Annotated in this window: 20 protein-coding genes and 1 tRNA gene; 7 read left to right on the top strand and 14 right to left on the bottom strand. The window is 75.1% G+C overall.

Annotated features, from left to right (window positions below):
- Positions 1 to 186: 186 nt before the first annotated feature.
- Together IE170_RS28520 and IE170_RS28515 are read right to left on the bottom strand one after the other, a co-directional pair.
- Positions 187 to 1,839 (bottom strand): flavin-containing monooxygenase, encoded by a 1,653-nt coding sequence (locus tag IE170_RS28520; RefSeq protein WP_189812347.1) that lies wholly within the window; start codon positions 1,837 to 1,839, stop codon positions 187 to 189.
- Between the two features lie 161 nt (positions 1,840 to 2,000).
- Positions 2,001 to 2,645, bottom strand: a complete 645-nt coding sequence (locus tag IE170_RS28515; protein WP_189812346.1) for a TetR/AcrR family transcriptional regulator — start codon at positions 2,643 to 2,645, stop codon at positions 2,001 to 2,003.
- Positions 2,646 to 2,802: 157 nt separating this feature from the next.
- Here IE170_RS28515 and IE170_RS28510 point away from each other — a divergent pair, with 157 nt between their 5' ends.
- From IE170_RS28510 to IE170_RS28500, 3 genes are read left to right on the top strand one after another with little or no spacing between them, the layout of a single operon-like run.
- The gene (locus tag IE170_RS28510) at positions 2,803 to 4,404 is read left to right on the top strand and encodes an FAD-binding oxidoreductase (RefSeq protein WP_189812345.1); all 1,602 of its coding nucleotides are present in this window, start codon (positions 2,803 to 2,805) and stop codon (positions 4,402 to 4,404) included.
- Positions 4,405 to 4,461: 57 nt separating this feature from the next.
- Complete coding sequence (locus IE170_RS28505; protein WP_189812344.1) at positions 4,462 to 5,316, top strand: hypothetical protein; 855 nt, start codon at positions 4,462 to 4,464, stop codon at positions 5,314 to 5,316.
- A 23-nt stretch (positions 5,317 to 5,339) separates the two neighbouring features.
- Positions 5,340 to 5,834, top strand: a complete 495-nt coding sequence (locus IE170_RS28500) for a flavin reductase family protein (RefSeq protein WP_229885245.1) — start codon at positions 5,340 to 5,342, stop codon at positions 5,832 to 5,834.
- Between the two features lie 15 nt (positions 5,835 to 5,849).
- On the opposite strand, the gene IE170_RS28495 is transcribed toward IE170_RS28500, so the two are convergent.
- Both IE170_RS28495 and IE170_RS28490 read right to left on the bottom strand, forming a co-directional pair.
- Positions 5,850 to 6,632, bottom strand: a complete 783-nt coding sequence (locus IE170_RS28495; protein ID WP_189812343.1) for a VOC family protein — start codon at positions 6,630 to 6,632, stop codon at positions 5,850 to 5,852.
- 86 nt (positions 6,633 to 6,718) lie between these two features.
- Positions 6,719 to 6,961 carry a DUF6480 family protein gene (locus IE170_RS28490; RefSeq protein ID WP_125541517.1) on the bottom strand — a complete coding sequence of 81 codons (243 nt, stop codon included), beginning with the start codon at positions 6,959 to 6,961 and terminating at the stop codon, positions 6,719 to 6,721.
- 163 nt (positions 6,962 to 7,124) lie between these two features.
- On the opposite strand from IE170_RS28490, the gene IE170_RS28485 reads away from it, so the two are divergent.
- A complete protein-coding gene (locus IE170_RS28485; protein WP_189812342.1) occupies positions 7,125 to 7,469 on the top strand; it encodes a hypothetical protein in 345 nt (114 codons plus the stop codon).
- On the opposite strand, the gene IE170_RS28480 is transcribed toward IE170_RS28485, so the two are convergent.
- The gene (locus tag IE170_RS28480) at positions 7,470 to 8,543 is read right to left on the bottom strand and encodes a glutathione S-transferase family protein (protein WP_189812341.1); all 1,074 of its coding nucleotides are present in this window, start codon (positions 8,541 to 8,543) and stop codon (positions 7,470 to 7,472) included.
- A 76-nt stretch (positions 8,544 to 8,619) separates the two neighbouring features.
- Here IE170_RS28480 and IE170_RS28475 point away from each other — a divergent pair, with 76 nt between their 5' ends.
- Both IE170_RS28475 and IE170_RS28470 read left to right on the top strand, forming a co-directional pair.
- Complete coding sequence (locus IE170_RS28475) at positions 8,620 to 9,576, top strand: aldo/keto reductase (RefSeq protein ID WP_223855756.1); 957 nt, start codon at positions 8,620 to 8,622, stop codon at positions 9,574 to 9,576.
- 452 nt (positions 9,577 to 10,028) lie between these two features.
- The gene (locus IE170_RS28470) at positions 10,029 to 11,249 is read left to right on the top strand and encodes a serine hydrolase domain-containing protein (RefSeq protein WP_189812340.1); all 1,221 of its coding nucleotides are present in this window, start codon (positions 10,029 to 10,031) and stop codon (positions 11,247 to 11,249) included.
- Between the two features lie 13 nt (positions 11,250 to 11,262).
- On the opposite strand, the gene IE170_RS28465 is transcribed toward IE170_RS28470, so the two are convergent.
- From IE170_RS28465 to IE170_RS28430, 8 genes are all read right to left on the bottom strand, one after another.
- Positions 11,263 to 11,796: a glycine-rich domain-containing protein gene (locus IE170_RS28465; RefSeq protein WP_189812339.1), complete on the bottom strand. Its 534-nt coding sequence runs from the start codon at positions 11,794 to 11,796 to the stop codon at positions 11,263 to 11,265.
- Positions 11,793 to 13,130, bottom strand: coding sequence for a phenylacetate--CoA ligase family protein (locus IE170_RS28460; protein WP_189812338.1), 1,338 nt, complete (start codon positions 13,128 to 13,130; stop codon positions 11,793 to 11,795). Before IE170_RS28460 ends, IE170_RS28465 begins: the two co-directional genes overlap by 4 nt.
- Before the next feature lie 171 nt (positions 13,131 to 13,301).
- Positions 13,302 to 13,454 (bottom strand): hypothetical protein, encoded by a 153-nt coding sequence (locus IE170_RS28455; protein WP_189812337.1) that lies wholly within the window; start codon positions 13,452 to 13,454, stop codon positions 13,302 to 13,304.
- A gap of 264 nt (positions 13,455 to 13,718) precedes the next feature.
- On the bottom strand, positions 13,719 to 15,254 hold the full coding sequence (locus IE170_RS28450) for a SulP family inorganic anion transporter (protein ID WP_189812336.1): 1,536 nt from the start codon (positions 15,252 to 15,254) through the stop codon (positions 13,719 to 13,721).
- Positions 15,255 to 16,019: 765 nt separating this feature from the next.
- Entirely contained in the window at positions 16,020 to 16,286 is a 267-nt protein-coding gene (locus tag IE170_RS28445) for a hypothetical protein (protein WP_189812335.1), read from the bottom strand.
- Between the two features lie 241 nt (positions 16,287 to 16,527).
- Positions 16,528 to 18,909, bottom strand: coding sequence for a hypothetical protein (locus IE170_RS28440; protein WP_189812334.1), 2,382 nt, complete (start codon positions 18,907 to 18,909; stop codon positions 16,528 to 16,530).
- A 2-nt stretch (positions 18,910 to 18,911) separates the two neighbouring features.
- Positions 18,912 to 18,985, bottom strand: a tRNA-Gly gene (locus IE170_RS28435).
- A gap of 65 nt (positions 18,986 to 19,050) precedes the next feature.
- Positions 19,051 to 19,617, bottom strand: a complete 567-nt coding sequence (locus IE170_RS28430) for a DUF4232 domain-containing protein (RefSeq protein WP_189812333.1) — start codon at positions 19,615 to 19,617, stop codon at positions 19,051 to 19,053.
- Positions 19,618 to 19,772: 155 nt separating this feature from the next.
- Here IE170_RS28430 and IE170_RS28425 point away from each other — a divergent pair, with 155 nt between their 5' ends.
- The gene (locus IE170_RS28425) at positions 19,773 to 20,153 is read left to right on the top strand and encodes a hypothetical protein (protein ID WP_189812332.1); all 381 of its coding nucleotides are present in this window, start codon (positions 19,773 to 19,775) and stop codon (positions 20,151 to 20,153) included.
- Here the strand turns inward: IE170_RS28425 and IE170_RS28420 are convergent.
- Positions 20,083 to 20,895 (bottom strand): S1 RNA-binding domain-containing protein, encoded by an 813-nt coding sequence (locus IE170_RS28420; protein ID WP_189812331.1) that lies wholly within the window; start codon positions 20,893 to 20,895, stop codon positions 20,083 to 20,085. The two genes, IE170_RS28425 and IE170_RS28420, sit on opposite strands and share 71 nt — an antisense overlap.
- Between the last annotated feature and the right edge of the window lie 4 nt (positions 20,896 to 20,899).

Here is a 20,899-nt window from a genome sequence, read left to right as displayed (position 1 = left end):
TACTGCCGTGCGCGGGGTGCCCGGGCGGGCCGGCGTGTCCGCCGAAGGGGCGGACGAGGGCCCGGCGCACCGGCCGCGAGCTCGGGTTTTGCCGTTGCCGCCGGGCGGCGCACCGGCCGTGCGGAGGGGCGCGCGTTTCACCCGGCCGGCGGCGCGCGGTTCGCGCTCTCCGCCGCGCCATCGTGCTCAGCGCGGGGGCGCGGCGGAGAGCGCGAAGCCGCGGTAGCCGTCCCGCGCGGCGGCCTCGCACGCCTCGCGGTAGCGGTCGGCGCCGCCCGCGTACGCGAGGAACACCCGCGGCTTGCCCGGTACGTTCGCGCCGGTGTACCAGGAGGCGGTGTCCGGGTAGAGGGTCGCGGCGGCGGTCTCCGCGACGTGCGCGCACCAGCGGTCCTCGGCCTCGGGGGTGGCGTCGATCTCGGTGAGTGCGGCGCCGCGCAGGTGGGCGATGCAGTCGGTGATCCATTCGACGTGCTGTTCGATGGAGAAGACCGCGTTGCTGAGGACGGACGGGCTGAGGGGTCCGAGGACGGTGAAGAGGTTCGGGAAGCCGGCGGAGAGCAGCCCCAGGTGGTTGCGGGGGCCGTCGGCCCACTTCTCCCTCAGGGTCAGGCCGTCCTTGCCGGTGATGTCCACGGCGAGCTGGGAGCCGGTCAGGGCGTCGAAGCCGGTGGCGAAGACGATGGCGTCGGCGGGGTGTTCGCCCTCCGTGGTCCTGATCCCCCCGGGGGTGATCCGGGTGAGGGGTGTCCGGGCGAGGTCCACCAGCCGCACGTGCGGGCGGTTGTAGGCGGCGTAGTACCCGCTGTCGAGGCAGGGGCGCTTGGTGCCGAAGGGGTACGTGCGCGGGGAGAGCGCCTCGGCGGTCGCCGGGTCGGCGACGATCGAGCGGATCTTCGCGCGGACGTGTTCGGCTGCGGTCTCGTTGGCCGCGCGGTCGGTGAGGATGTCCGTGTAGGTGCGCAGCAGGCCGCTGAGGAGGCCCGAGTTCCAGCCGGCCTCGTACGCGGCCGTGCGCTCGGCCTCGTCGGCCTTGAGGGCGGATCCGGTGGGCGGTTCGACGAGGGTGCCGCCGCGGGAGCGGAGCTGGGCGGCCCGGTACGCGGGGTAGCGCGCCTTCAGCTCGGCGGTCTCCGCGGCGGTCAGGGGCCGGTTGTGGGCGGGCAGGGCGTAGACCGGGGTGCGCTGGAAGACGGTGAGGGCGGCGGCCTGTTCGGCGAGGACCGGGATGAGCTGCACGGCGGAGCAGCCGGTGCCGATGACGGCGACGCGGCGGCCGGCGAGGTCGGCGCCCTCGTGCGGCCAGTCGGCGGTGTGCAGGGTGCGGCCGGCGAAGGTGTCGGCGCCGGGGACGTCCGGGGTCTTGACGGCGGACATGCACCCGGTGGCGAGGATGACGAACCGGGCGGTCACCGTCTCGCCGGTGGCCGTGGTGAGCCGCCAGGTGTGGCGGGCCGCGTCGTAGACGGCGCGGTCGATGCGGGTGCCGAGGGTGATGTCCCGGCGGAGGTCGAAGCGGTCGGCGACGTGGTGGAGGTAGCGGAGGATCTCCGGCTGGGCGGCGTACCGCTCGCTCCACTCCCACTCCTGGTCGAGTTCGGGCGAGAACGAGTACGAGTAGGCCGCGCTCTCGATGTCGCAGCGGGCCCCGGGGTAGCGGTTGCGGTACCAGGTTCCGCCGATGTCGTCGCAGGCCTCGAAGACGCGCGTGCGCAGGCCGAGCCGGCGCAGCAGGTGGAGCTGGTAGAGGCCGGCGAAGCCGGCTCCGACGACGGCCGCGTCGAGATCCGGCTCCCCGTGGGCGGGCCGGGCGGGGGGCCGGGGCGCGGCCGTGTCCATGCGCTCTCCTGGGGGCGTCGTACCGCGGGCGTGCCGCTCGGCTGTACCGGGAGCCCCAGTCTTCACGGGCCGGCGGGCCCGCACAACGGGCGGATCCGGCCGAAGGGATGGCCGACGGCGCGCCCCCGATCGGCTCCCGATCGGCTCCCGGTCGGCGCCGTTCAGCCGCTGCCGGTGACGGTGCCGGGCGCGGCCGTGAGGGCGGCGGCGGCCGCGAAGAGGCGGGCGCAGCGCTGCGTCATCGCCTCGGGCGACTGCTCGGGGTGCTTGGTCCACCAGCGGACGAGGGTGGCCACCACGTCCCGCCAGACGTACGCGAGGGCGTCGGCGTCGAGGGGGTCGGCGGAGCCGGAGCGGCGGAGCAGGTCGGCGGTTCCGTCGGCGGCGAGCCGGTCGATCGCCCCGCGGTACCCGGCGGCGCGGGCGGCCGCCTCGCCCCCGGCCGGCAGGGTGGTGTCGTACAGCACGAACCACGCCTCGCGCTGCCCTTCCAGAGCGGTGAAGATGCCGTTCAGGACCCGCAGCGGGGTCTCGCCGGTCGTTCCGCCGGAGCCCATCGCGGTGGTGACGGCGTCCAGGATGCGCTCCCCGACCGGGGCCAGGCAGGCGGTGTACAGGGCCTCCTTCGTGCCGAAGTACTGGTGGAGCAGCGTCTTGGTGACGCCGACCTGCGCGGCGATCGCGGCGAGCGAGGCGGCGGTGTAGCCGCGGGTGCCGAACTCCCTGGTGGCGGCCTCCAGGATCTGCTGCTGGCGGTCCCGGCGGGGGACGCCCTTGGTGCCGGCCTTGGATCGGGGGGTTGCCATGAACGGATATTAACAGTAAGTAATTTACCCCTTGGTAAGTTCGCTTGGCTGCGGCTCGCGCCAACGCCCCGCAAGCCACCACGAACAGCACCAGCCGCACCAGCCGCCGCATCCGCACCCCGCCCCACCCGGGCGGGATCCGACCCCGGAGCCCACCATGGCCGGCACCACCGCGCAGCCGTCGTCCCGCCCCCGCTCCTGGTGGGGCTGGGGGTATGCCGACGCCCATCCGGACGACGCCGAATGCGCCGCGATGGGCGCCCTGCTCCCCGGCACCCTGCCCCGCCCGCTCCCCGTGCCGCGCGTCCGCGACCTGCGCATCGGCGGGCCCGCCGCCGAGCCGCCCGCGAGCCTCGCCCACCTCGTCACCGCGGACGCCGAGGTCCGGGCCGCCCACGCGAGGGGGAAGGCGTACCGGGACGTCGTACGGGCGCTGCGCGGCTGCCCCGGCCGCATTCCGGACCTCGTCGCCCGCCCTGCGGACGAACAGGACGTCGCCGACCTCCTCGACTGGGCCGGCAGCCGGCGGATCGCCGTCGTCCCGTACGGCGGCGGCTCGTCCGTCACCGGCGGCGTCGAGTACCGCGGCGACGCCCACGACGCCGTGCTCTCCCTCGACCTCACCCGCATGGACCGCGTCCTGGAGGTCGACGCCCACGGCCGGGCCGCCCGCATCCAGGCGGGCGCCCTCGGACCGGCCCTGGAGCAGCAACTGCGGCCGCACGGGCTGACGTTGCGGCACTTCCCGCAGAGCTTCGAGTTCTCCACGCTCGGCGGCTGGATCGCCACCCGCGCGGGCGGCCACTACGCCACCGGCCGCACGCACATCGACGACTCCGTCCAGTCGCTGCGCGTCGTCACGCCGGCCGGGGTGAGCGCCTCCTGGCGGCTGCCCGCCTCCGGGGCCGGCCCCTCCCCCGACCGCCTGTTCATCGGCTCGGAGGGGGCCCTCGGCGTCATCACGGAGGCGTGGGTCCGCCTCGTGGAACGCCCCCGGCACAAGGCGTCCGCGTCGCTCGCCTTCACCGGCTTCCGGGCCGCGCTCGACGCCGTGCGGGCCATCGCGCAGTCCGACCTCCGGCCGGCCAACTGCCGTCTGCTGGACGCCGGGGAGGCGGCGCTGTCCGGTGTCCGCGCGGACGGGTCGGCGGTCCTCGTCCTCGGCTTCGAGTCAGCGGACGCACCCGTCGGCGGCCTGCTGGACCGGGCCGTCGGGCTGGCCCGGTCCCACGGCGGCCGCCCCGGCGCCGCGGGCGGCGGCGGCCGTCCGGGCGGCGACGCCGCCGTGGCCGCGTGGCGCTCGGCGTTCCTGCGGATGCCGTACCTGCGCGACGGGCTGGCCCGTATGGGCGCCGTCGCGGAAACCTTCGAAACGGCCGCAACCTGGGACGGGATCCCCGCGCTGATCGACGCGGTGCGCAGCGAGGTCGGAGCGGCCGCCGCGAAGGCCACCGGGTACCCGGCGACGGTCAACTGCCGTCTCACGCACGTGTATCCGGACGGCGCCGCACCTTACTTCACCGTCCTCGCGGCCGGCCGGCCGGGCGACGAGGCGGCCCTGTGGGACGACCTGAAGGCCGTCGCGAACGAGGTCCTGCACCGCCACCGGGCCACCATCACCCACCACCACGCCGTCGGCCGCGACCACCGCCCCGGCTACGACCTCCAGCGCCCCGAACCCTTCGCCCTGGCGCTGCGCGCCGTGAAGTCCGCGCTCGACCCGCGGGGCATCCTCAACCCGGGCGTCCTGGTCGACTGAAACGCCCCCGGAAAAGGGGGTGCGCGCCCCGGCAGGCCCGCTCATAGCCTGATGACCATGACGATGACCGTGGCCCTCGCCTGCGTACAACTGCCGCTGGCGGCGCTGCTGTACGGGCTGGTCGTCCTGCGCGGCTGGCGGTACGGGCGGCGGTACCGCGCGGCGGCCCGGCGGTGCGCGCTGATGGACGTCGACCCGTACCACGCCGCCTCCGGGCAGGGGTGGTACGGCGACGACCTGCAGGCCGCGGCGGCCCGCCTCGTCCTGGACGGGCTCGCCACCGTCAACCACCGCGGCAATCTGCGCGCCACCGGCGGCGGGGCGGACACGGGCCGCGGTGCGGGGCATCCGCTGCCCGACGCGCTGCTGGCCGCGCTGCGCCGGCGCACGGCTCCGGCGGCGCTCGGCAACCTGGAACAGCGCGACGCCGAACTCCGTTCCGCGCGAGAGCAGTTCCACGCGCCGCGGGCCGCGGCGGAGGCGCTGCGGCCCGCACCGCCCCGTCCGCCGGGCTGCCCCGCCGCGATGGCGGCGCTGCTGCTGATCGGCGGGATGGCGTTCACGACGGCGGCCGTCGCGGACCGCGTCCCGCGCGGCCCGGTCGAGTGGCTCGCGGCCGTCGCCGCGGGCCTCGCGGTCGTGGCGCAGCTCGTCCTGCTCGACCGGTACGGGAAGGTGCCGGACCCGGCCGGCGGACGGCCCGACCCGGTCGAGGCCCGGATGGCCGCCCTCCGCCCGCATCCCGCGATCGCCGAGCTCGCGGCCGGGGACCCGGAGGCGGAGCGGCGCCTGCGGGTGAGCCGGCTGCGCGTCCGGCGCAGCCGCAACCGCGGCCGGCCCCGCCGCCGCACAGCTCCCCCGGGCCGCCCGAATCCCTCGGCCGGCGGGGATCAACGCGGCGGCAGCGGGTAGGCAGGGGGCGGGAGGTGGTGCGCGTGCCGGACACGGGCCTGGACCGGTTCACCGATCTGCTCGACAACACGGTCTGCATCGTCACGGCGCAGGCGGGCGGACAGCCCGCCGGATGCCTGGTGGGGTTCGCCGGGCAGTGCTCGATCCGACCGCCGCGCTTCGTCGTGTGGCTCTCCCGGCTCAACCACACCTTCCGGGTGGCGGGGGCTGCCGAGAGCCTGGCGGTGCACCTCGTCGACCGCGGCGGGCTGCCGCTCGCCGAGCTGTTCGGCGGCGAGACCGGCGACCGCGTGGACAAGTTCGCCCGGGTGGCGTGGCGGCCCGCCGCCGACGGGACGCCGCTGCTCGACGGGGCCCGCGCCTGGTTCGTCAGCCGGATCACCGCGCGCGTCGACGGCGGAGACCACGTCGGGTTCCTGCTGGACCCCGTGGAGCAGTCCCCGCCCGGTCCCGGCCCGGCGCCGGAGCTGCTGACGCTCCACGACGTCTGGCACGTACGGGCGGGCCACCCGGCGTGACGCCCCGCGGAGCCGTCAGGCGTCGGCGTCGCGGACCTCGGTGAGCGTGAACAGCGCGCCGGCCTTGTCCCGCATCACCATCCGCCGGTCCGTCGGCGTCTGCTCGACGGGCGAGGCCTGCCGGCCGCCCGCCCGGACCGCCCGGTCCGCCGCCTCCTCCAGGTCGGGCACGGCGAAGTGCACGCACCATCGGGGGCGCATCCGCGGGTCCGGGTCGCCGCCGACGGCGCCCCCGCTGATCCGGGCCACGGTAGTGGCGCCGCGCCGGACGACGACGTGGTCGTGCTCGTACGCGACGTCCAGGGAGCCCGGACGTCCGGTCGCCCAGTCCAGGACCTCCCCGTAGAAGACGGCGGACGCGAACGGGTCGCGCGAGCGCAGCTCCGCCCAGGCCGCCCCGTCCTCCGCGGACGTCCACTGGGAGACCACCTCGCCCTCCCAGTAGCCGAACGCCGCGCCCTCCCGGTCGGCGGCGAGCGCGGCCCGGCCGGTGGCGAAGGCCAGCGGGCCGACGGCCGTGGTGGCGCCGCGCTCGCGGATCCGTGCGGCGGTGACGTCGGCGTCCTCGACGGCGAAGTACGGCGTCCAGGCCATCGGGATCCCGAGCCGCGGCACGACGGCGCCGATGCCGGCCACCGGCACGCCGTCCTGGAGCGCCACGCGGAACTCCTCGCCGAGGCGGGTCGTGCGGAAGGTCCAGCCGAGGACCGCGCCGTAGAAGGCCTCGGCGGAGGCGAGGTCGTGGGTGGCCAGGCTCACCCAGCACGGCGCCCCGAACATCTCCCCGCTGGTGGACATCCTCCGCAACCCTCCGATCCGTCCGGCACCCCTCCCACTGTTCCATCACGGCGGGGAGTACGCCCCCGCGGAGCGGTCCGCCGGGCTCAGAGCGCGACCATGATCGCGTAGGCGAGGAAGAAGAGGGCGCAGAGCACGGCCACGATCACGATGATCGTGAGCGGCCCGCCGGCCCAGCCTCGCTTGAGCGGCCGGTACGGCCCCGCGCCGCCGGCGGTGCTCGACTCGCCCGGCGGGGTCTCCCCCGGCTGCACGCCACCGCCCGCGGCCGGCCCCGGGGTGACCGCCGGGTCGGGGTCGGGATTGCCTTGCCGTCCGTATTCGTTCATGCCGGGCCCCTTTCCAGCCGGAGGCCTCCCATGCACGGCGGGGTCCGGAAAATGCGCGCGGAGCGCGCGAGCCGGTCGGCAGTGAGGCGGGGTCGGCACGGCCCCGCCTGCGCGTTCCCGGCCGGGACCCGTGCGTCGATCACGGCGCCGTAGGATGGGGGCCGTGCACAGCACCCTCACAGAGCACGCCCGGTGCCTCTACGGAGACGAGTACCGGCCGACACCGGAATGCAGCCGGGAGCACCGGGAGCACTACTTCGTCGAGCAGCTGACCTTCGCCGGGGCGGACGCCATCCTCGCCATGCTGCGCGAGCTCTGCCCGCAGTGCACCGACGGCAACCTGCCCGTGTGGATACGCAACCTCTCATACCGGCTGGTGCTGCTGCAACGGCCGGACGAGCCCGAGCTGATGCGGGAGGCCGCCATGGTCCTTCAGGTCTTCGGTCCCGACTGGGACGACGTGGCGGCGGATCTGGTCGAACAGGCCGACGCCCTGGAGGCGGGCTGATCACGTCCCGCTCCGGACGCGAGCCGCACCCGGAGCGACCGGCACCGGCGGTGTCCCGTCGGAGGCCGTGCCCAGGGGTGTGTGGGCCGCGGGGACCGTCTCCCGCGGGGAGACGGGACCGGGTGGCGTCCCGTCGCCGAAGGGACGGCCGCCCAGGACCGCCCGGCCGTGGGGGGCGAGCCACGCGGAGAGGTCCGGGCCGGCCGGGACGATCCCGGTCGGATTGATGTCCGTGTGCACGAGGTGGTAGTGCCGTTTGATGTGGTCGAAGTCGACGGTGTCCCCGAAGCCGGGGGTCTGGAACAGGTCCCGGGCGTACGCCCACAGGACGGGCAGCTCGGCGAGCTTGTGCCGGTTGCACTTGAAGTGGCCGTGGTAGACGGAGTCGAACCGCACGAGGGTGGTGAAGAGCCGCACGTCGGCCTCGGTGACGGTGTCGCCGACCAGGTAGCGGGAGCGGGTCAGCCGCTCGCCGAGCCGGTCGAGCCGGTCGAAGAGGCGGTCGTACGCCGCCTCGTACGCTGCCTGGGAGCCGGCGAAGCCGGCGCGGTACACGCCGTTGTTCACGTCCCGATAGACCAGGTCGTTCACCGCGTCGATCTCCCCCCGCAGCGGGGCCGGGTACAGGTCGGGCGCGCCGGGGCGGTGGTGGGCGGTCCACTCGAGGGACAGGTCGAGGGTGATCTGCGCGAAGTCGTTCGTGACGACTTCGCCGGTGGGCACGTCGACGACCGCGGGCACGGTGATGCCGCGGTCGTACGCCGGGTCCCGCGCGAGGTAGGCCTCGCGGAGCCGCTCGATACCGAGGACCGGGTCCCGGCCGCCGGGGTCGAGGTCGAAGGTCCAGCTGCGCTCGTCGTGGACGGGCCCGGCGACCGCCATCGGCAGGGCGTCCTCCAGCCCGAGGAGCCGACGCACGATCACGGCCCTACTGGCCCACGGACAGGCCCGGCTCACGACGAGCCGGTACCGGCCGGGCTCGACCGGATACCCGTCGCGGCCGTCGGCGGTGATCCGCGTGGTCAGGTACCGGGTGTCGCGGTCGTAGTCCCGGCCCCGTTGGACATAGCTCATGGCGTGCGCCTACCCCGCGACCCGGCGGGCGAACGCCCAGGCCGTGATCCGCCGGACAGGCCCTAAGGTGGCGTCCATGACGACGAATGCGAGCGGTGCCGGACGGGTGCTGTACGGGTGCATGGGCCTCGGCGGGACCTGGAGCCCCGAGCCTTACGGCCCTGCCGACGTCGACGCGGCGGAGGCCGCCGTACGGGCCGCCCTGGACGCCGGCATCACGGCCTTCGACCACGCGGACATCTACCGGCACGGCAAGTCGGAGGCCGTCTTCGGCGAGGTCCTCGCCCGCGACCCCGGGCTGCGCGGCCGCATCACCGTCCAGACGAAGTGCGGCATCCGCCTTCCCGACGGCGGCCTGCCGGGCATGTACGACCTGCGCGGCAAGAGCATCCTGCGCCGGGTGGAGGAGAGCCTGGCCCGGCTGCGCACCGACGTGATCGACGTCCTGCTGCTGCACCGCCCCGACCCGCTGGCGGACCCCGACGACACGGCCGAGGCGCTGGAGTCGCTGCGCCGGCAGGGCCTCGTACGGCGGTTCGGCGTGTCCAACATGGGCGCCGCGCAGATCGCCGCGCTCCAGGCACGGCTGGACGTGCCGCTGGTCGCCAACCAGCTGGAGATGAGCCTGCACAGCCGCGACTGGGTCGAGGCGGGCGTCCTCCTCAACACGCCGCAGGCCGCCGCGAACGGCTTCCCCTTCGGCACCCTGGAGTTCTGCCGCGAGCACGGCATCGGACTCCAGGCCTGGGGCGCCCTGGCGCAGGGCCGGTTCACGGGCCGCCAGGAAACGCCCGCCGAGCGGGCCGCGGCGGCGCTGCTGTCCCGGCTGGCAGAGGAGAAGGGCACGACGCCCGAGACGGTGCTGCTGTGGTGGCTGATGCGCCACCCGGCCGGCATCGCCCCGATCGTCGGCACGTCCGACCCGGCCCGCATCCGCGCCTGCCGCGACGCGGCGCAGCGCCCCGCCCCCGACCTGACCCACGAGGAGTGGTACACCCTCTGGACCACGGCCCGCGGCACGCCCCTGCCGTAGCCGGTCCCTGCCGGCCTCCTATCCCCTGTCGCGGCGGTCCCTGCGGGCCAGGAACTCGACCGTTCGCCTCTCCGAGCGCAGCAGCCGCTCCCGCTCCCCCTGAGGCAGAGCGGCGAGGGGGTCGGCCGGGGTACGCGTCCGCGGGACGTGCACCAGGGCCGAGGAGTAGACCCGGCAGCCCTCGCACCAGGCGAGTCCGATGCAGCGCTCGTACAGGGGGGACCCGGGCGGGTGGCAGCGGTACCGGTAGGAGCCCGCGGGCGTTCCGCAGGCGGTGCAGACGCGGCGGTCGCCGTCGGGGACCGTGCCCCAACTCCCGACTTTCCGCCACGGCTGCCACTGGGCCGGTGCCCTTCACGTCGTCATGGCCGGCATTCTCCCACGGGCGGATCCGTCCGGCACGGCCGTGGCCCCGGCGCGCGGTGGGGCGACGGTGGGCGCATAGTGCCTTTATGAGGTACCGACGGGTTGCGCCGCTCTGCGTCGCCGCTCTGGCCGCCGCGGCCCTGCAGGTTCCGGCCGCGGTGCCCGCCGGTGCGGTCCCTCCCGCTGCCGACGGCTGTGTGGCCACTCCCGCCTCCGCCGACGGGACGACGGCCCGCGAGGTCCGCGGCATCGTTCAGCGGGCGAAGGCCGAACTCGATCTCCGGGCCGTGCAGTTCAGTGTGGCCGTGGACGGGCGGGAGGTCGTGACGGGGGCCGTGGGCGAGTCCCGCAGCGGCGAACCCGCCACGCCCGCCATGCACTTCCGCGCCGGCTCGGTCGGCATCGTCTACCTCGGCGTCGTCCTGCTGCAGCTCGCCGAGGAGGGGAGGGTCCGCCTCGACGACCCCGTCTCGCGCTGGCTGCCCGACCTGCCGGACGGCGACCGCATCACGCTGAAGATGCTCGGCACCTCCACCTCCGGGCTGCACGACTACGTGACCGACCCGGTGTTCGTCAAAGAGCTGAGCGCGGACCCGAACCGGCACTGGACGCCCGAGGAGCTCGTCGGGATCTCCACCCGGCACCCGCTGTGGTATCCGCCGGGCACCGACTGGAGCTACTCCCACGCCAACTTCGTCCTGCTCGGCGCGGCACTGGAGAAGATCACCGGGACGCGGCTGGACAGGCTCCTGCAGGAGCGCATCATGGGCCCGGCGGGGCTGCGCCAGACCCGGAACGGGTACACGCCGGCCGTCCCGCAGCCCGTGCTGCACGCCTTCACCGAGGACGCGGAGGGCCTGTACGTCGACTCCACGTACTGGAACCCGTCCTGGACGACGGCCCCCGGGGCGGTCCTGACCATGGACGTCTGCGACCTCGCCCGGTCGGCGCGGGCCGTCGGCGCGGGCGAGCTGCTGTCCCCCGCCTCGTACCGGCTGCAACTGGAGCCGGGCACGGTGGGGTTGGGGCATGCGACCGTGAACTGCCCGGCCTCGGTGTGCCTGCGGCAGACCCGCGACGCGCACTTCGGCGTCGGGGTGATAGTCCTGGACGGCTGGGTGATGACGAACCCGTCGTTCTTCGGCTACGCGGCCGTGCAGGCGTACCTGCCCGACGAGCGGCTCGCGATCGCGGTGTCGACGACCACCGGCCCGCGGGCCCCTCAGGGGAACACGGCGGAGACGGTCGCCCAGCGCATCTCCGCCCTCCTCTCCCCGGACCGCCCGCTGACCCCGTTCCCGCGCTGACCCGCCCGGGCGGTCAGCTGGCGGAGGCCGGCTGGGGCTGCGGCTCCGGTGCGGCGGCGTCCAGCGCCGAGATCTCGGCCAGCGGCAGCCCGAGGTTCTCGTGCAGGAACCGGACGATCGTCCAGTGCGGCAGGACGCCCTCGTCCAGCGGCCCGAACTCCGCGCAGTACAGCGGGATCCAGCGCAGCGCCTCCTCGGCGGCCCGCTCCCGCCCCGGCTCCGCCTGGTAGTCCTGGTAGCCGATGCTGCGGTGGTGGATGAAGAAGCGGCCCGGCAGCCGCTCCTCGCACAGGGCGCGGTATTCGCGGGTCTGGAGGATCAGGTAGTGCCAGATCTCGTCGATGTCCTGCTCGACCGGCAGGAACAGGCCGCCGAGCCGGTCGGGGTGGGAGGAGACGAGGTGGAGGTAGCGCAGGCACTCCAGGACCTGCCGCTCGGCGTGCGCACGCCCCTCGCCGGTGCGGGCCTCCGCGTACCGGACGGCCTCCTCGTGCAGGACGGGGCCGAGGAGGGCGCGCAGCGCCTCGGGGCTCGTACGGGGGCTCATGCCGTGCCTCCTTGCGGCGGCTGCGCGGCGGGCGCGGCGGCCGGGTCGTCGTGGGCGGCGAGCCAGGCGTACTTGCCCGACCTGCCGATGGGGAGGTGCGCCCGGTGGGCGGTGGTGCAGGGGCGGCCGGTCAGGGCGGTGAGGCCGGAGGCGAGGGCGGAGGCCCGGTCGGCGTCCAGGGGGCGGCCGTCGAAGGTGGTGTAGTGCAGCCGGGAGGGTGCGGCGGGGTCGCCCGCGGCCACGTCCAGGCGGGCGAGGAAGACCTGCGGGGCGGTGGCGGTGACGACGCCGTCGACGTCGGCGTGGGCCACGGGGCCGTGCGGGGTGGCGAGCAGCTCCTTCTCCCGGCCGCAGAAGGCGGTGATCTGCGCGGGGTCGGGACTGCCGTCGGCGGTGCGGACGCAGTCCCCGGAGCGGTAGCGGACCAGCGGCATGTACGGGTTGCGGATGCTGGTGACGATGAGGCTGTGGATGCCGCTGCCGGGGGCGACGGGCACCAGTTCGACGCTCATCCGGTCCAGGTAGGGGTGGTAGCGGCCGTGGCGGTCGCTGTGGAAGAGGTAGCCCAGCTCGGTGCTGCCGAACAGGTCGATGACGGGGACGTCGAACCGGTCGGTGAGGTAGCGGCGGACGTTGGCCGGGGTGTACTCGTATGCGGTCACGATGCTCGCCGGGCGGGGAAAGTCCTCCGGATTCCACAGGCCGAAGGCCTCCGCGCGGTGCACGAGGTGGGCCAGGTGACAGCCGGAGCAGTCCAGGTGGTAGTCGCCCTTGGGGTGTTCGGTGCGGACGCGGCGGATCTCGGCGAGCATCCGCGCGACGTCGTCGCGGCTCCACTGCCCCGGGTCCAGGCTCAGGTTGAGGTAGAGGGTGCGGTCGTCGAGCCTGCGGTCGTCGAGGGACGGCTCGGCCGCGGGTTCCGTGCCGTTCTTGCGGGCGTTGACGCGGGCGACGTGCTCGGTGGCGAGGACGGTCGTCAGCGAGACGCGCCGGCAGCCGCTCTCCCAGGTGTGGGCGAGGTCGGGGTGCTCGCTCCACAGCCGGTAGTAGGAGCGGAGCAGGAAGTACGGGGGCCGGATGAGCTGCATCCGGGCGTGGTTGGTACCCGTCGACAGGACGTACTCGGCTTCGCCGGACTCCAGTGCGGCGGCCAGGCGCGGCGTCATCCAGTTGTCGGGGAAGCCGCGGGCGATGTCGGGCTTCTCCAGGATCGGGAAGCGGCCGCGGGCGAGGGCGGGCTGGTAGAGGGGTATGTCCCGGATGCAGGCGAGGACTTCGGCGGACGGGAGTCCGTCCGCGTCCGGGGTGCCGCTCGGGGCGGGTGTGGCGTCCATGACCACCTTCGGGTGTGCGGGGCGCGGAAGTGGCGGCGGGCGGCGGAGCGGCGGGTCGGTCCCGGCCGCCGGGCGGGGCCGTCGGGCCGGCGGCGCGGGCAGGGGGCGGCCCTGCCGGTGCGGTGCCGGCCTTCGGGACCCCGCCTCAGGCGGTGCCGGGCGCCACGGCCGTCAGGAGATGCAGCCGGCCTTGCCGGCGGCGCTGATGCAGCCCGCCTTCGGGGAGGCGCTGATGCACCCGTCCTTCGCCCCCTGGGCGGAGTTCGCGGCGACCCAGCGGTTCCAGACGTCGTCCTGCGTCATCTTGCGGATGAGCTGCTCCATGGGATACCTCCGATAGATGGGGAATTGCGGCGAGAGTGCTGCTTTGCTCCGCCGCCCCCAGACAGTAAAGGGGGGCCCAAGAAGCGGACAAGGGAAAACCAAGGATTCGCCGCCGGTCGGCCAGAAGGACGGCCTGAATCCTGCGCGCTCCGCCGGGATTCGGCCCGGCTTCGAGCCGCCGGGGAGCAGTTCGGGGCGGCCCGGGGCCGGGCGCGCGGGGCCGCCCTCCGCGGCTCCGGTGCCCGCCGCCGGAAGGCGTGTGCGTCAGCCTCCCGCCGCCGACGGCCCCGGTCCGGCCCCGCCGGCCTCCTGCGCGGCCGGTTCCCTGACCCGCACGGGCGCCGTGCCGACCTCGCGGTGCCGCTCCGCCCAGCCCTCCAGCGCCGCCCGGCAGGCGTGGTCGAGGTGGCGCACCTCGGTGAGGTCGAGTTCGACGGGCCGGCCGCGCGGCAGTGCCTCCAGGGTTTCCAGGATGTGCGGCAGGCGCAGGAAGGTCGCGTTGCCGGTGAGCGCCACCACGGTCCGCCCGCCGACCAGTTCCCGTACGGTGACCTGCACCTTGGAGGTCTCCCAGGCGCACTTGACGACGGCCAGCAGGAGCCCGAGGACCACGCCTTCGAACATGCTCGTCGTCACGATGGCCGCGGCCGTCGCGCACAGGATGACGGCTTCGCCGCGGTGCTCGCGCCACAGCTGCGCCAGCGCCTTGACGGGGATCAGCTTGCATCCGGCGTGGATGAGCACGGCGGCGAGCGCGGCGAGCGGGATGACGCCGATGGCGGTCGGCCACAGGACCGTGAACAGCAGCAGCCACACGCCGTGCAGGACGCGGGAGAGCTGGGTCGTCGCGCCGGCCTGCACGTTGGCGGAGCTGCGCACGATGACGGCGGTCATGGGGAGGGCGCCGAGGGCGCCGCAGACGGTGTTGCCGACTCCCTGCGCGACGAGTTCCTTGTCGTAGTGGGTGCGGGGGCCGTCGTGCATGCGGTCCACGGCGGCGGCACTGAAGAGGGATTCGGCGGACGCGATGAGGGTGAAGGCGAGGACGGTGCCGAGGACGGCCAGGGTGCCCAGTCCGCCGAGGTCGCTCAGGCTGGGCGGCTGGATCGCCGCGAGGAGCCCTTGCACCTCGACCTTCGGAACGTCCAGCCCCAGGCCCGCCGTTCCCGCGGTGGCGAGGGCCACCGCGGCGAGCGGCGCCGGCACGGCGCGCACCCGGGCGGGCGCCTTCTTCCAGGCGACGAGGACGGCGCCGGTGAACGCGCCGACGCCGGCCGCCGTCAGGGCGGGGCCGCTGGTCGCGGTTTCGGCGAGGAGTCCGGGGATCCCGAGGATCTTGCGGAGCCCGGAGTGCGGCTGCTCCGCCCCGGCGACGGTGTACAACTGGCCGACGACGAGGACCAGTCCGATGCCCGCGAGCATGCCCTGGACCACCGAGACGGAGATCGCCCGGAACCAGCGGCCGCACCGCGCCCACCCGAGGACGACCTGGAGCAGTCCGGTGGCGAGCACGATGACACCGAGCATGCCGAGCCCGAATTCCCGTACGGCTTCGAAGACCAGGACGGTCAGGCCGGCGGCCGGCCCGCTCACCTGGAGTCTGCTGCCGGGCATGAGGCCGACGACGATGCCGCCGACGATGCCGGTGATGAGGCCGAGTTCGGCGGGGACTCCGGAGGCGACGGCCACGCCGACGCACAGCGGCAGGGCGACGAGGAAGACGACGAGGGAGGCCATCGCCTCCTTGCGGAACAGGGCGGGGCGCCGGAATGCGGCGAACACGGAAGTGGTGTCGGTCATGGGCGGGGTTTCCCGTTCGTCGATCGGGGCGGCATGGGCGCGCCGTTTCGATGAGGGGTGCACGAGGGCCTGCCTCCTGCGCCCGCAGGGGGGTGTGCCGTATGGGCGCGGTGTGGTCGGGTCGGGTCCGGATGCGCTGCTGGGGCGGGTGGTGCGGCACACGGGGACGGGCCCGGGGGAAGCCGGGGTCCGGCGGAAAACCCGCGGCGCATTCCACACCACAGGAGCAGCGCCCAATTTACCAAGGCATTACCAATTCATGGCAGATGCAATTCTCGCCACAACGATTTCGCCATACAGAGGTCGAAGGCCGGCGCTTTGCGCGGGCGCATGAAATCGCTGCACGCCCCCCGCTCGTTCAATAGCCGGAATACCGGGTCCCGTGCGCGCTGGGGCGAGTCCCCCTCGGGACCCGGGTGCTCCGGCCGTCGGCGGCTGCGGTGCGGTACGCGGACATCGCGCCCTCCCGTCCGGTGGCGAAGGCGGCCGTGCAGCCCGTGGATCCCCCGAGACGGGCGCCGCGGCCTGCGGAAATGCCGGAGCCGCCCGGGCGCGGCCACACGCGGCCGGGGAGCGGTCCGGCCGTTTCATGGTAGGCCGGGCGGGTGACATCCGCGCCCGGACGGCGCACGCCCCGGCCCGTGCCACGGAATCCTCCGCCCGCTGTTCCTGCCCGGCGCGGGACGCCCTCCGTGATGCAATGCGCCGGGTGAATTGCGGGAACCGTACGCCGCTTACAGGCCGGCTGAACCCCCGCGGGCGCCGCTACGCGGAGGCGGCCGCGGCGGCGAGCGGCGGGACGATGCGCATGCGCCGGCCGTCGAACTCCACCGTCTCACCGGGCAGGATCAGCAGGCCCGCTTCGTCCTCGAACGCGGTCTCGCCGGCCGGGCGCACCTGGACGGCCGGGCCGAGGACGCCCGCCATGAACACCGTCGGGTCGACCTCCCACCCCCGGGCGTCCAGCCAGCGCTCCAGCGCCTCGCTGTCGGTGCTCTCCGCTCCGCGCGGCCAGTCGTACGTGTTCGCCATGCCTACCCCCTGTAGCCGTTCGAACCACGCGCCAGATGGTGCCATCCGGCTCCGACAACCGCCTGGATTTCGACACCGGCTGACCCCCTGTCGGAAGGGTTCGGTCCGTCGGCTCCACGGCTGCGACCACCGGGCCCCTACGGATCGATGCACAAACCACCGCATCCGCCTGGGAATCCGTCGACTCGGGATGTGGGCGACACCACTCCCCCGTCCCGAGCCGCGGCGCCCCCCGCCCGGCTCAGCCGGCCGATCGGCCCCGCATCCAGTGCCCGGTGGTCGTCCAGCCCTGGAAGCGGCGCGCGAGTCCGCCCAGGGCGGTGCCGTCCGCCTCGAACGTCCCGCCGGCCGCGACCAGGCGCAGCCCGGCGACCGCCGGGGCCAGGCGTGCCGCGGTGTGCCAGGGCTGCCGGGCCGCTTCGGCCGCGGCGTGCTCGACGAACGCCGCCTGCCGGCCGGGCGGGCACAGCGACAGGTGGAACAGCATCTGCCGCCACGCGTATGCCGCGTCCTTGAGCGTCCCGAGGGGGCGGGGGTGGCCGTGGACGCGGGTGACGAGCCGGCACACCGTCGCCAGGCAGTCCCCCGCCAGCGCCTCCCATCCGGCCGCGGGCGCCACGTCCGCGTACCGCACCAAGGCGGCCAGGTTGTGGGTGGTGAGGATCTGCGCCTGTTCGATGACGGTGCCGTTGGCCGCCGGCGACCAGGAGCGCCCCCCGTCCCCGTCCGCGCGCTCCGCGCACAGCCGGTCGAACGCCGCGACCGTACGGGGCCGCCGGGACGGGCTGCCGAGGCCGTCCGCGGCGTGCACGACGGCCATGCTGCGCACGGCGGCGCAGTCGATCCCGTAGTAGCGGGCGTACAGGCTGCCGTCGAGGAGGTCGGCGGCGGTGCGCGCCGCGGCGAGGAACTTCGGGGAGAAGCCCCCCATGAAGATGTCGGCGGCGAGCTCCTCGGTGAACGGCGCGGACAACTCCGCCTGCTGCGCCAGGTGGGACATCTCCCTCACCAGCGGATTGGGCAGCAGCGTGCCGGGGAACGCGCCGACGGCCAGGTCGCCGACCCGGCGCAGGGCGGCGTGCGCCGCGGCCCGCGCCCGGGCCCCGGTGTCGGCGTCGGTGCCGTGCGCGGCGACGGCCTTCACCCAGGGCAGCTCGTCGACGCGCACCTGGTGCGCGTAGTTGACCAGCAGCAGCGAACGGCGGTTGCGGAACGCCCGGTAGGTGGCGGCGGCCAGGGTGCGCAGCGCCGGGTCGGCGTGGCGGGCGGCCGTCGCGTTGGCGACGAGCTGCGGCACGAGCGCGGCCAGCACCTCCGCCGACGGGACGAGGCCGCGCGCGACGAGGGTCTCGGGCGGGGCGCTCAGCGCGCCGAAGACCGCCTGTCGCAGCCGCGGCGGGACCGCCGTGCCTGCGGGCAGGCCGGTCGCCTCGGCCTCGGAGACGCCGATCGGGGCGACGGGGCCGTCCACGTCGGGCGTACCCGCGCCCTGGTCGAGGTCCGCGAGCCGGTCGGCGACGGCCGCGGCGATGCGGTGGTGCGCCGGAAGGGCGGCCTGGCGGGCCTGCTCGGCACGCAGCCGGGCGTGCTCGGGCGAGCCGGGGCGGCCGCGCTTGGCGACCGCCGACGCCACGGCGTGCCGCAGCAGTCCGGCGAGCCGGGGCTCCTGCGGACGGCCGGCGGCGGCGTCCTCCAAAGCCCGCAGCAGGATGGCGGTGTTGCTCTTGGGGTTGCGGTGCTTGCCGCACCGCGTGTGGGCCGCCGCGAGGGTGCGGTAGCGCTCCAGCAGGCGCGCGGCCTCCGCGCAGGGGGCCGCCGTACGCGCGGCGCGGGCGCTGCCGTCCCGTACGCCGGTGCGCGCCGGGGTGGCGGCTTCTGCGCCGGTGCGGGGGAGCCAGTAGGCGAGGAGTTCGTCGTCGAAGGGCCGCCACACGGACAGCGCCTCGCGCTGCGCCTCCACGGCCTCCTTCGGCCGCCGGGCCCGCAGCGCGGCGGCGGCCTCGCCGACGGTGCGGCGGTGCACGGCGTCCTCGTCGGCGGCGGCGGGCCGGTCGGCGGGGCGCGGCAGGAACCGCAGCCGGTCCGCGAACGGCCGCAGCCCGGTGACGAGTTCGGCGGCGGCCTCGAAGTCGTCGGCTCGCACCAGCCAGGCGACGGTGAGCAGGGCGGCCTCCTCGGGCAGCGCGACCTCGTACCGGCCGCTGTCGAGGAGCTGCCACAGGCCGGCGAGGCCGTCCTCCGTCAGGGCGTGCGCGAAGAGGGCGGCGCGGTCCGCGGGTACGCCGGCCCGGCGGGCGGCCTCCTCCTCGTACGGGGCGAGCGGGCCGCCGGCGGCGGGAGTGCCGGTGGCGAAGCCGCCCCGGACGACCTCGGGGGTGACCCAGGCGGGCAGGCCGGCGACGGGCGTACGGGAGCCGACCGCCAGGGTGCCGTCGGCCATGCCCGCGAGCACCGCCCGCCACTTCTCCATCCGCCCGGCCGCGCGGGACCGTGTGGCCGGGTCGGCATGGGTCAGGGAGGTGCGCAGCGCCCGCCGCAGTTGGTCGGCGGCGTATCCGGCCGACACGGTCACGGCGGGGCGGGCGTCGGGCATCGGGTGCTGCTGGTCAGCGTCGTCGTTCATAGCCGGCGTGGCAGGACCTGCCCCTGCGCCCTCCGGGTAGGAAGCCCGGTGCTCTGACTCGCTGAGCTACACGCCGTTCGGTGCGGTCGACCTTAGGCGCCGGCCGGAGCGGGCGGCAACGTTTTTTCCGCAGGTCCGGGGTCAGTTGGCGGGCGCAGCACGGAAGGGGGTGGCGCGGACGGTGCTGCCGCACAGGGCGAACTCGCCTCCGTCGTCCGGCGCGAGCTGAAGGCCTCCACGGGCGCCTGGGACACCGACGACGAGCGAGGGCGCGACCGTCGGATCGGCGCCGGAGGCGCAGTAGCCGTCGGCTTCGCCCAGGACCGGCGTGAACGTGACGACGGTCGCGGCGGTGCCGCCGACGCGCAGCAGCACGGTCCGCGCGCGGCCCTGCGGGCTGACGGTGAGCGGCGTGTTGCGGTCGGGCGAGCCCTGCCCGGCGAGGGCGATCCGGGGGTGGCCGCCCAGCGTGCAGGGGCGGGGGCCGTCGTTGACGACGGTGATCCGCCAGCCGGTGGCGCCGACCCTCTCGGCGCTGTTCGCCACGAGCTGGTCGGTACGGCACGGCGGCGCGGGTGCCCGCATCGGGGCGCCGTCCCCGGCTGCGGAGGCGGCAGGGGCGGCGGCGGCCAGGACGCCGCCGGCCAGGACGGCCGCGAGGAGCGCCCGGCGGGCGCGGGATGCACGGGGCGCTGCTCCAGGGGACATGACCCATCTCCACGGGTGAGCGGTGGAGCGCCGAGCCGCCGGCCGGGAAGCCCGCACCGGTCGCGGCGCTCCCTCCCAGCCTGGCACCGTCCGAGCCGGCCCGCCCGGCGGAGGGCTCGGGATTGAGCACCCCGGACTGCGGCACAATGGCCCGGATGAACGATTCGGCCGAGCAGGCGCAGACAGCGGACCGTCTCTGGCAGGAACACCGCCAAGAGCCCTTCCCCGACAGCCTCCGGCAGGTCACATTCGACGGCACCGACGTGTGGCTCCTCGAATGGGGCGTCGCAGGCAGCCTCGTTCGCCGGCTCGACCACGGCCGCCCACTCGACGCGGAGGACCGCGCACTCCTGCAGAGCTGCATCGACGAGCTGGACCGGGTCATTCCCGAGATGAGCGAGCCCGCGGGGGCCCACTACTGCCGGCGGTTGCTCCGGCTCGCCGCACTTGTCCTGGGGAACACGCTCAGCGCTTCCGTCCCCGTGCCAGGGTCACCGTCCGCCGAAGGCGATCGACGGCAGACACGACGACCGTGACCTCCTCCCCGGCACGGATCGCCGATTCCTCCGCTGCGGTGGGCGCCTGCGGGCGGAGCAGGCCCTCGACGCCCTCGGCGACCTGCACGAAGGCGCCGACCGGCTGCACCTTGGTGACCCGGCCCCGCAGGGTCTGTCCGACCGCGGCGGTGTCCGCGAAGGCCTGGAACGGGTCGGGCAGGGTGGCCCGCAGGGAGAGTCGGGCCTCGCCGTGGACCGGGTCGAACCGCAGGAACTGGCACGACACCTGCTCGCCCACACGGACGACCTCGGTGGCGTCTTCGAAGCGCCGCCAGGAGAGCTCGGGGAAGGTGACGAACCCGACGCCGGGAAAGACCGGATGCCGTGGCCCTTCGTCCAACTCCACGAACACGCCGAACCGTTCGATCGACGCGATGCGGCCGGTGAGCATCGCGCCGGGGCGGAGGGACTCCAGGAACGCCCAGAGGCGCGGCTCCTGCGTGGCCGCCAGGGACAACCGGACCCGGCACCCCTCCGGGTCGACGGCGGTCACCTCGGCGGTGACCCTCTGACCCGGCTCCGGCGGTGCGACCGGCCCCGGCCCCCACGACACGTCCAGGGACCCCACGAACCCCAGCGGGCGGTCGGGGAAGCCGTCGAGGACGACGGCGATCGCCTTGCGGGAGGTCTCCGCCACGGTCCCGCTGCACACGTCGCCGACGCGGATGCCTGCCAGGAAGGCGCGGGCGTCGCCGTTCGTGTCGGCCGTCGTTTCGGACATGCCG

The sequence above is a fragment of the Streptomyces toxytricini genome, from assembly GCF_014649915.1.
GTDB classification, from domain to species: domain Bacteria; phylum Actinomycetota; class Actinomycetes; order Streptomycetales; family Streptomycetaceae; genus Streptomyces; species Streptomyces toxytricini.
This window is presented reverse-complemented; position numbering and strand designations above follow the sequence as displayed.

What these genes read in the sequence shown, in the direction of transcription:
- IE170_RS28520 (WP_189812347.1), bottom strand. Translation starts at nt 1,839, where the DNA reads ATGGACACGGCCGCGCCCCGGCCCCCCGCCCGGCCCGCCCACGGGGAG.
- IE170_RS28515 (WP_189812346.1), bottom strand. Translation starts at nt 2,645, where the DNA reads ATGGCAACCCCCCGATCCAAGGCCGGCACCAAGGGCGTCCCCCGCCGG.
- IE170_RS28510 (WP_189812345.1), top strand. Translation starts at nt 2,803, where the DNA reads ATGGCCGGCACCACCGCGCAGCCGTCGTCCCGCCCCCGCTCCTGGTGG.
- IE170_RS28505 (WP_189812344.1), top strand. Translation starts at nt 4,462, where the DNA reads ATGACGATGACCGTGGCCCTCGCCTGCGTACAACTGCCGCTGGCGGCG.
- IE170_RS28495 (WP_189812343.1), bottom strand. Translation starts at nt 6,632, where the DNA reads ATGTCCACCAGCGGGGAGATGTTCGGGGCGCCGTGCTGGGTGAGCCTG.
- IE170_RS28490 (WP_125541517.1), bottom strand. Translation starts at nt 6,961, where the DNA reads ATGAACGAATACGGACGGCAAGGCAATCCCGACCCCGACCCGGCGGTC.
- IE170_RS28480 (WP_189812341.1), bottom strand. Translation starts at nt 8,543, where the DNA reads ATGAGCTATGTCCAACGGGGCCGGGACTACGACCGCGACACCCGGTAC.
- IE170_RS28475 (WP_223855756.1), top strand. Translation starts at nt 8,620, where the DNA reads ATGACGACGAATGCGAGCGGTGCCGGACGGGTGCTGTACGGGTGCATG.
- IE170_RS28470 (WP_189812340.1), top strand. Translation starts at nt 10,029, where the DNA reads ATGAGGTACCGACGGGTTGCGCCGCTCTGCGTCGCCGCTCTGGCCGCC.
- IE170_RS28465 (WP_189812339.1), bottom strand. Translation starts at nt 11,796, where the DNA reads ATGAGCCCCCGTACGAGCCCCGAGGCGCTGCGCGCCCTCCTCGGCCCC.
- IE170_RS28460 (WP_189812338.1), bottom strand. Translation starts at nt 13,130, where the DNA reads ATGGACGCCACACCCGCCCCGAGCGGCACCCCGGACGCGGACGGACTC.
- IE170_RS28455 (WP_189812337.1), bottom strand. Translation starts at nt 13,454, where the DNA reads ATGGAGCAGCTCATCCGCAAGATGACGCAGGACGACGTCTGGAACCGC.
- IE170_RS28450 (WP_189812336.1), bottom strand. Translation starts at nt 15,254, where the DNA reads ATGACCGACACCACTTCCGTGTTCGCCGCATTCCGGCGCCCCGCCCTG.
- IE170_RS28445 (WP_189812335.1), bottom strand. Translation starts at nt 16,286, where the DNA reads ATGGCGAACACGTACGACTGGCCGCGCGGAGCGGAGAGCACCGACAGC.
- IE170_RS28440 (WP_189812334.1), bottom strand. Translation starts at nt 18,909, where the DNA reads ATGAACGACGACGCTGACCAGCAGCACCCGATGCCCGACGCCCGCCCC.
- IE170_RS28430 (WP_189812333.1), bottom strand. Translation starts at nt 19,617, where the DNA reads ATGTCCCCTGGAGCAGCGCCCCGTGCATCCCGCGCCCGCCGGGCGCTC.
- IE170_RS28425 (WP_189812332.1), top strand. Translation starts at nt 19,773, where the DNA reads ATGAACGATTCGGCCGAGCAGGCGCAGACAGCGGACCGTCTCTGGCAG.
- IE170_RS28420 (WP_189812331.1), bottom strand. Translation starts at nt 20,895, where the DNA reads ATGTCCGAAACGACGGCCGACACGAACGGCGACGCCCGCGCCTTCCTG.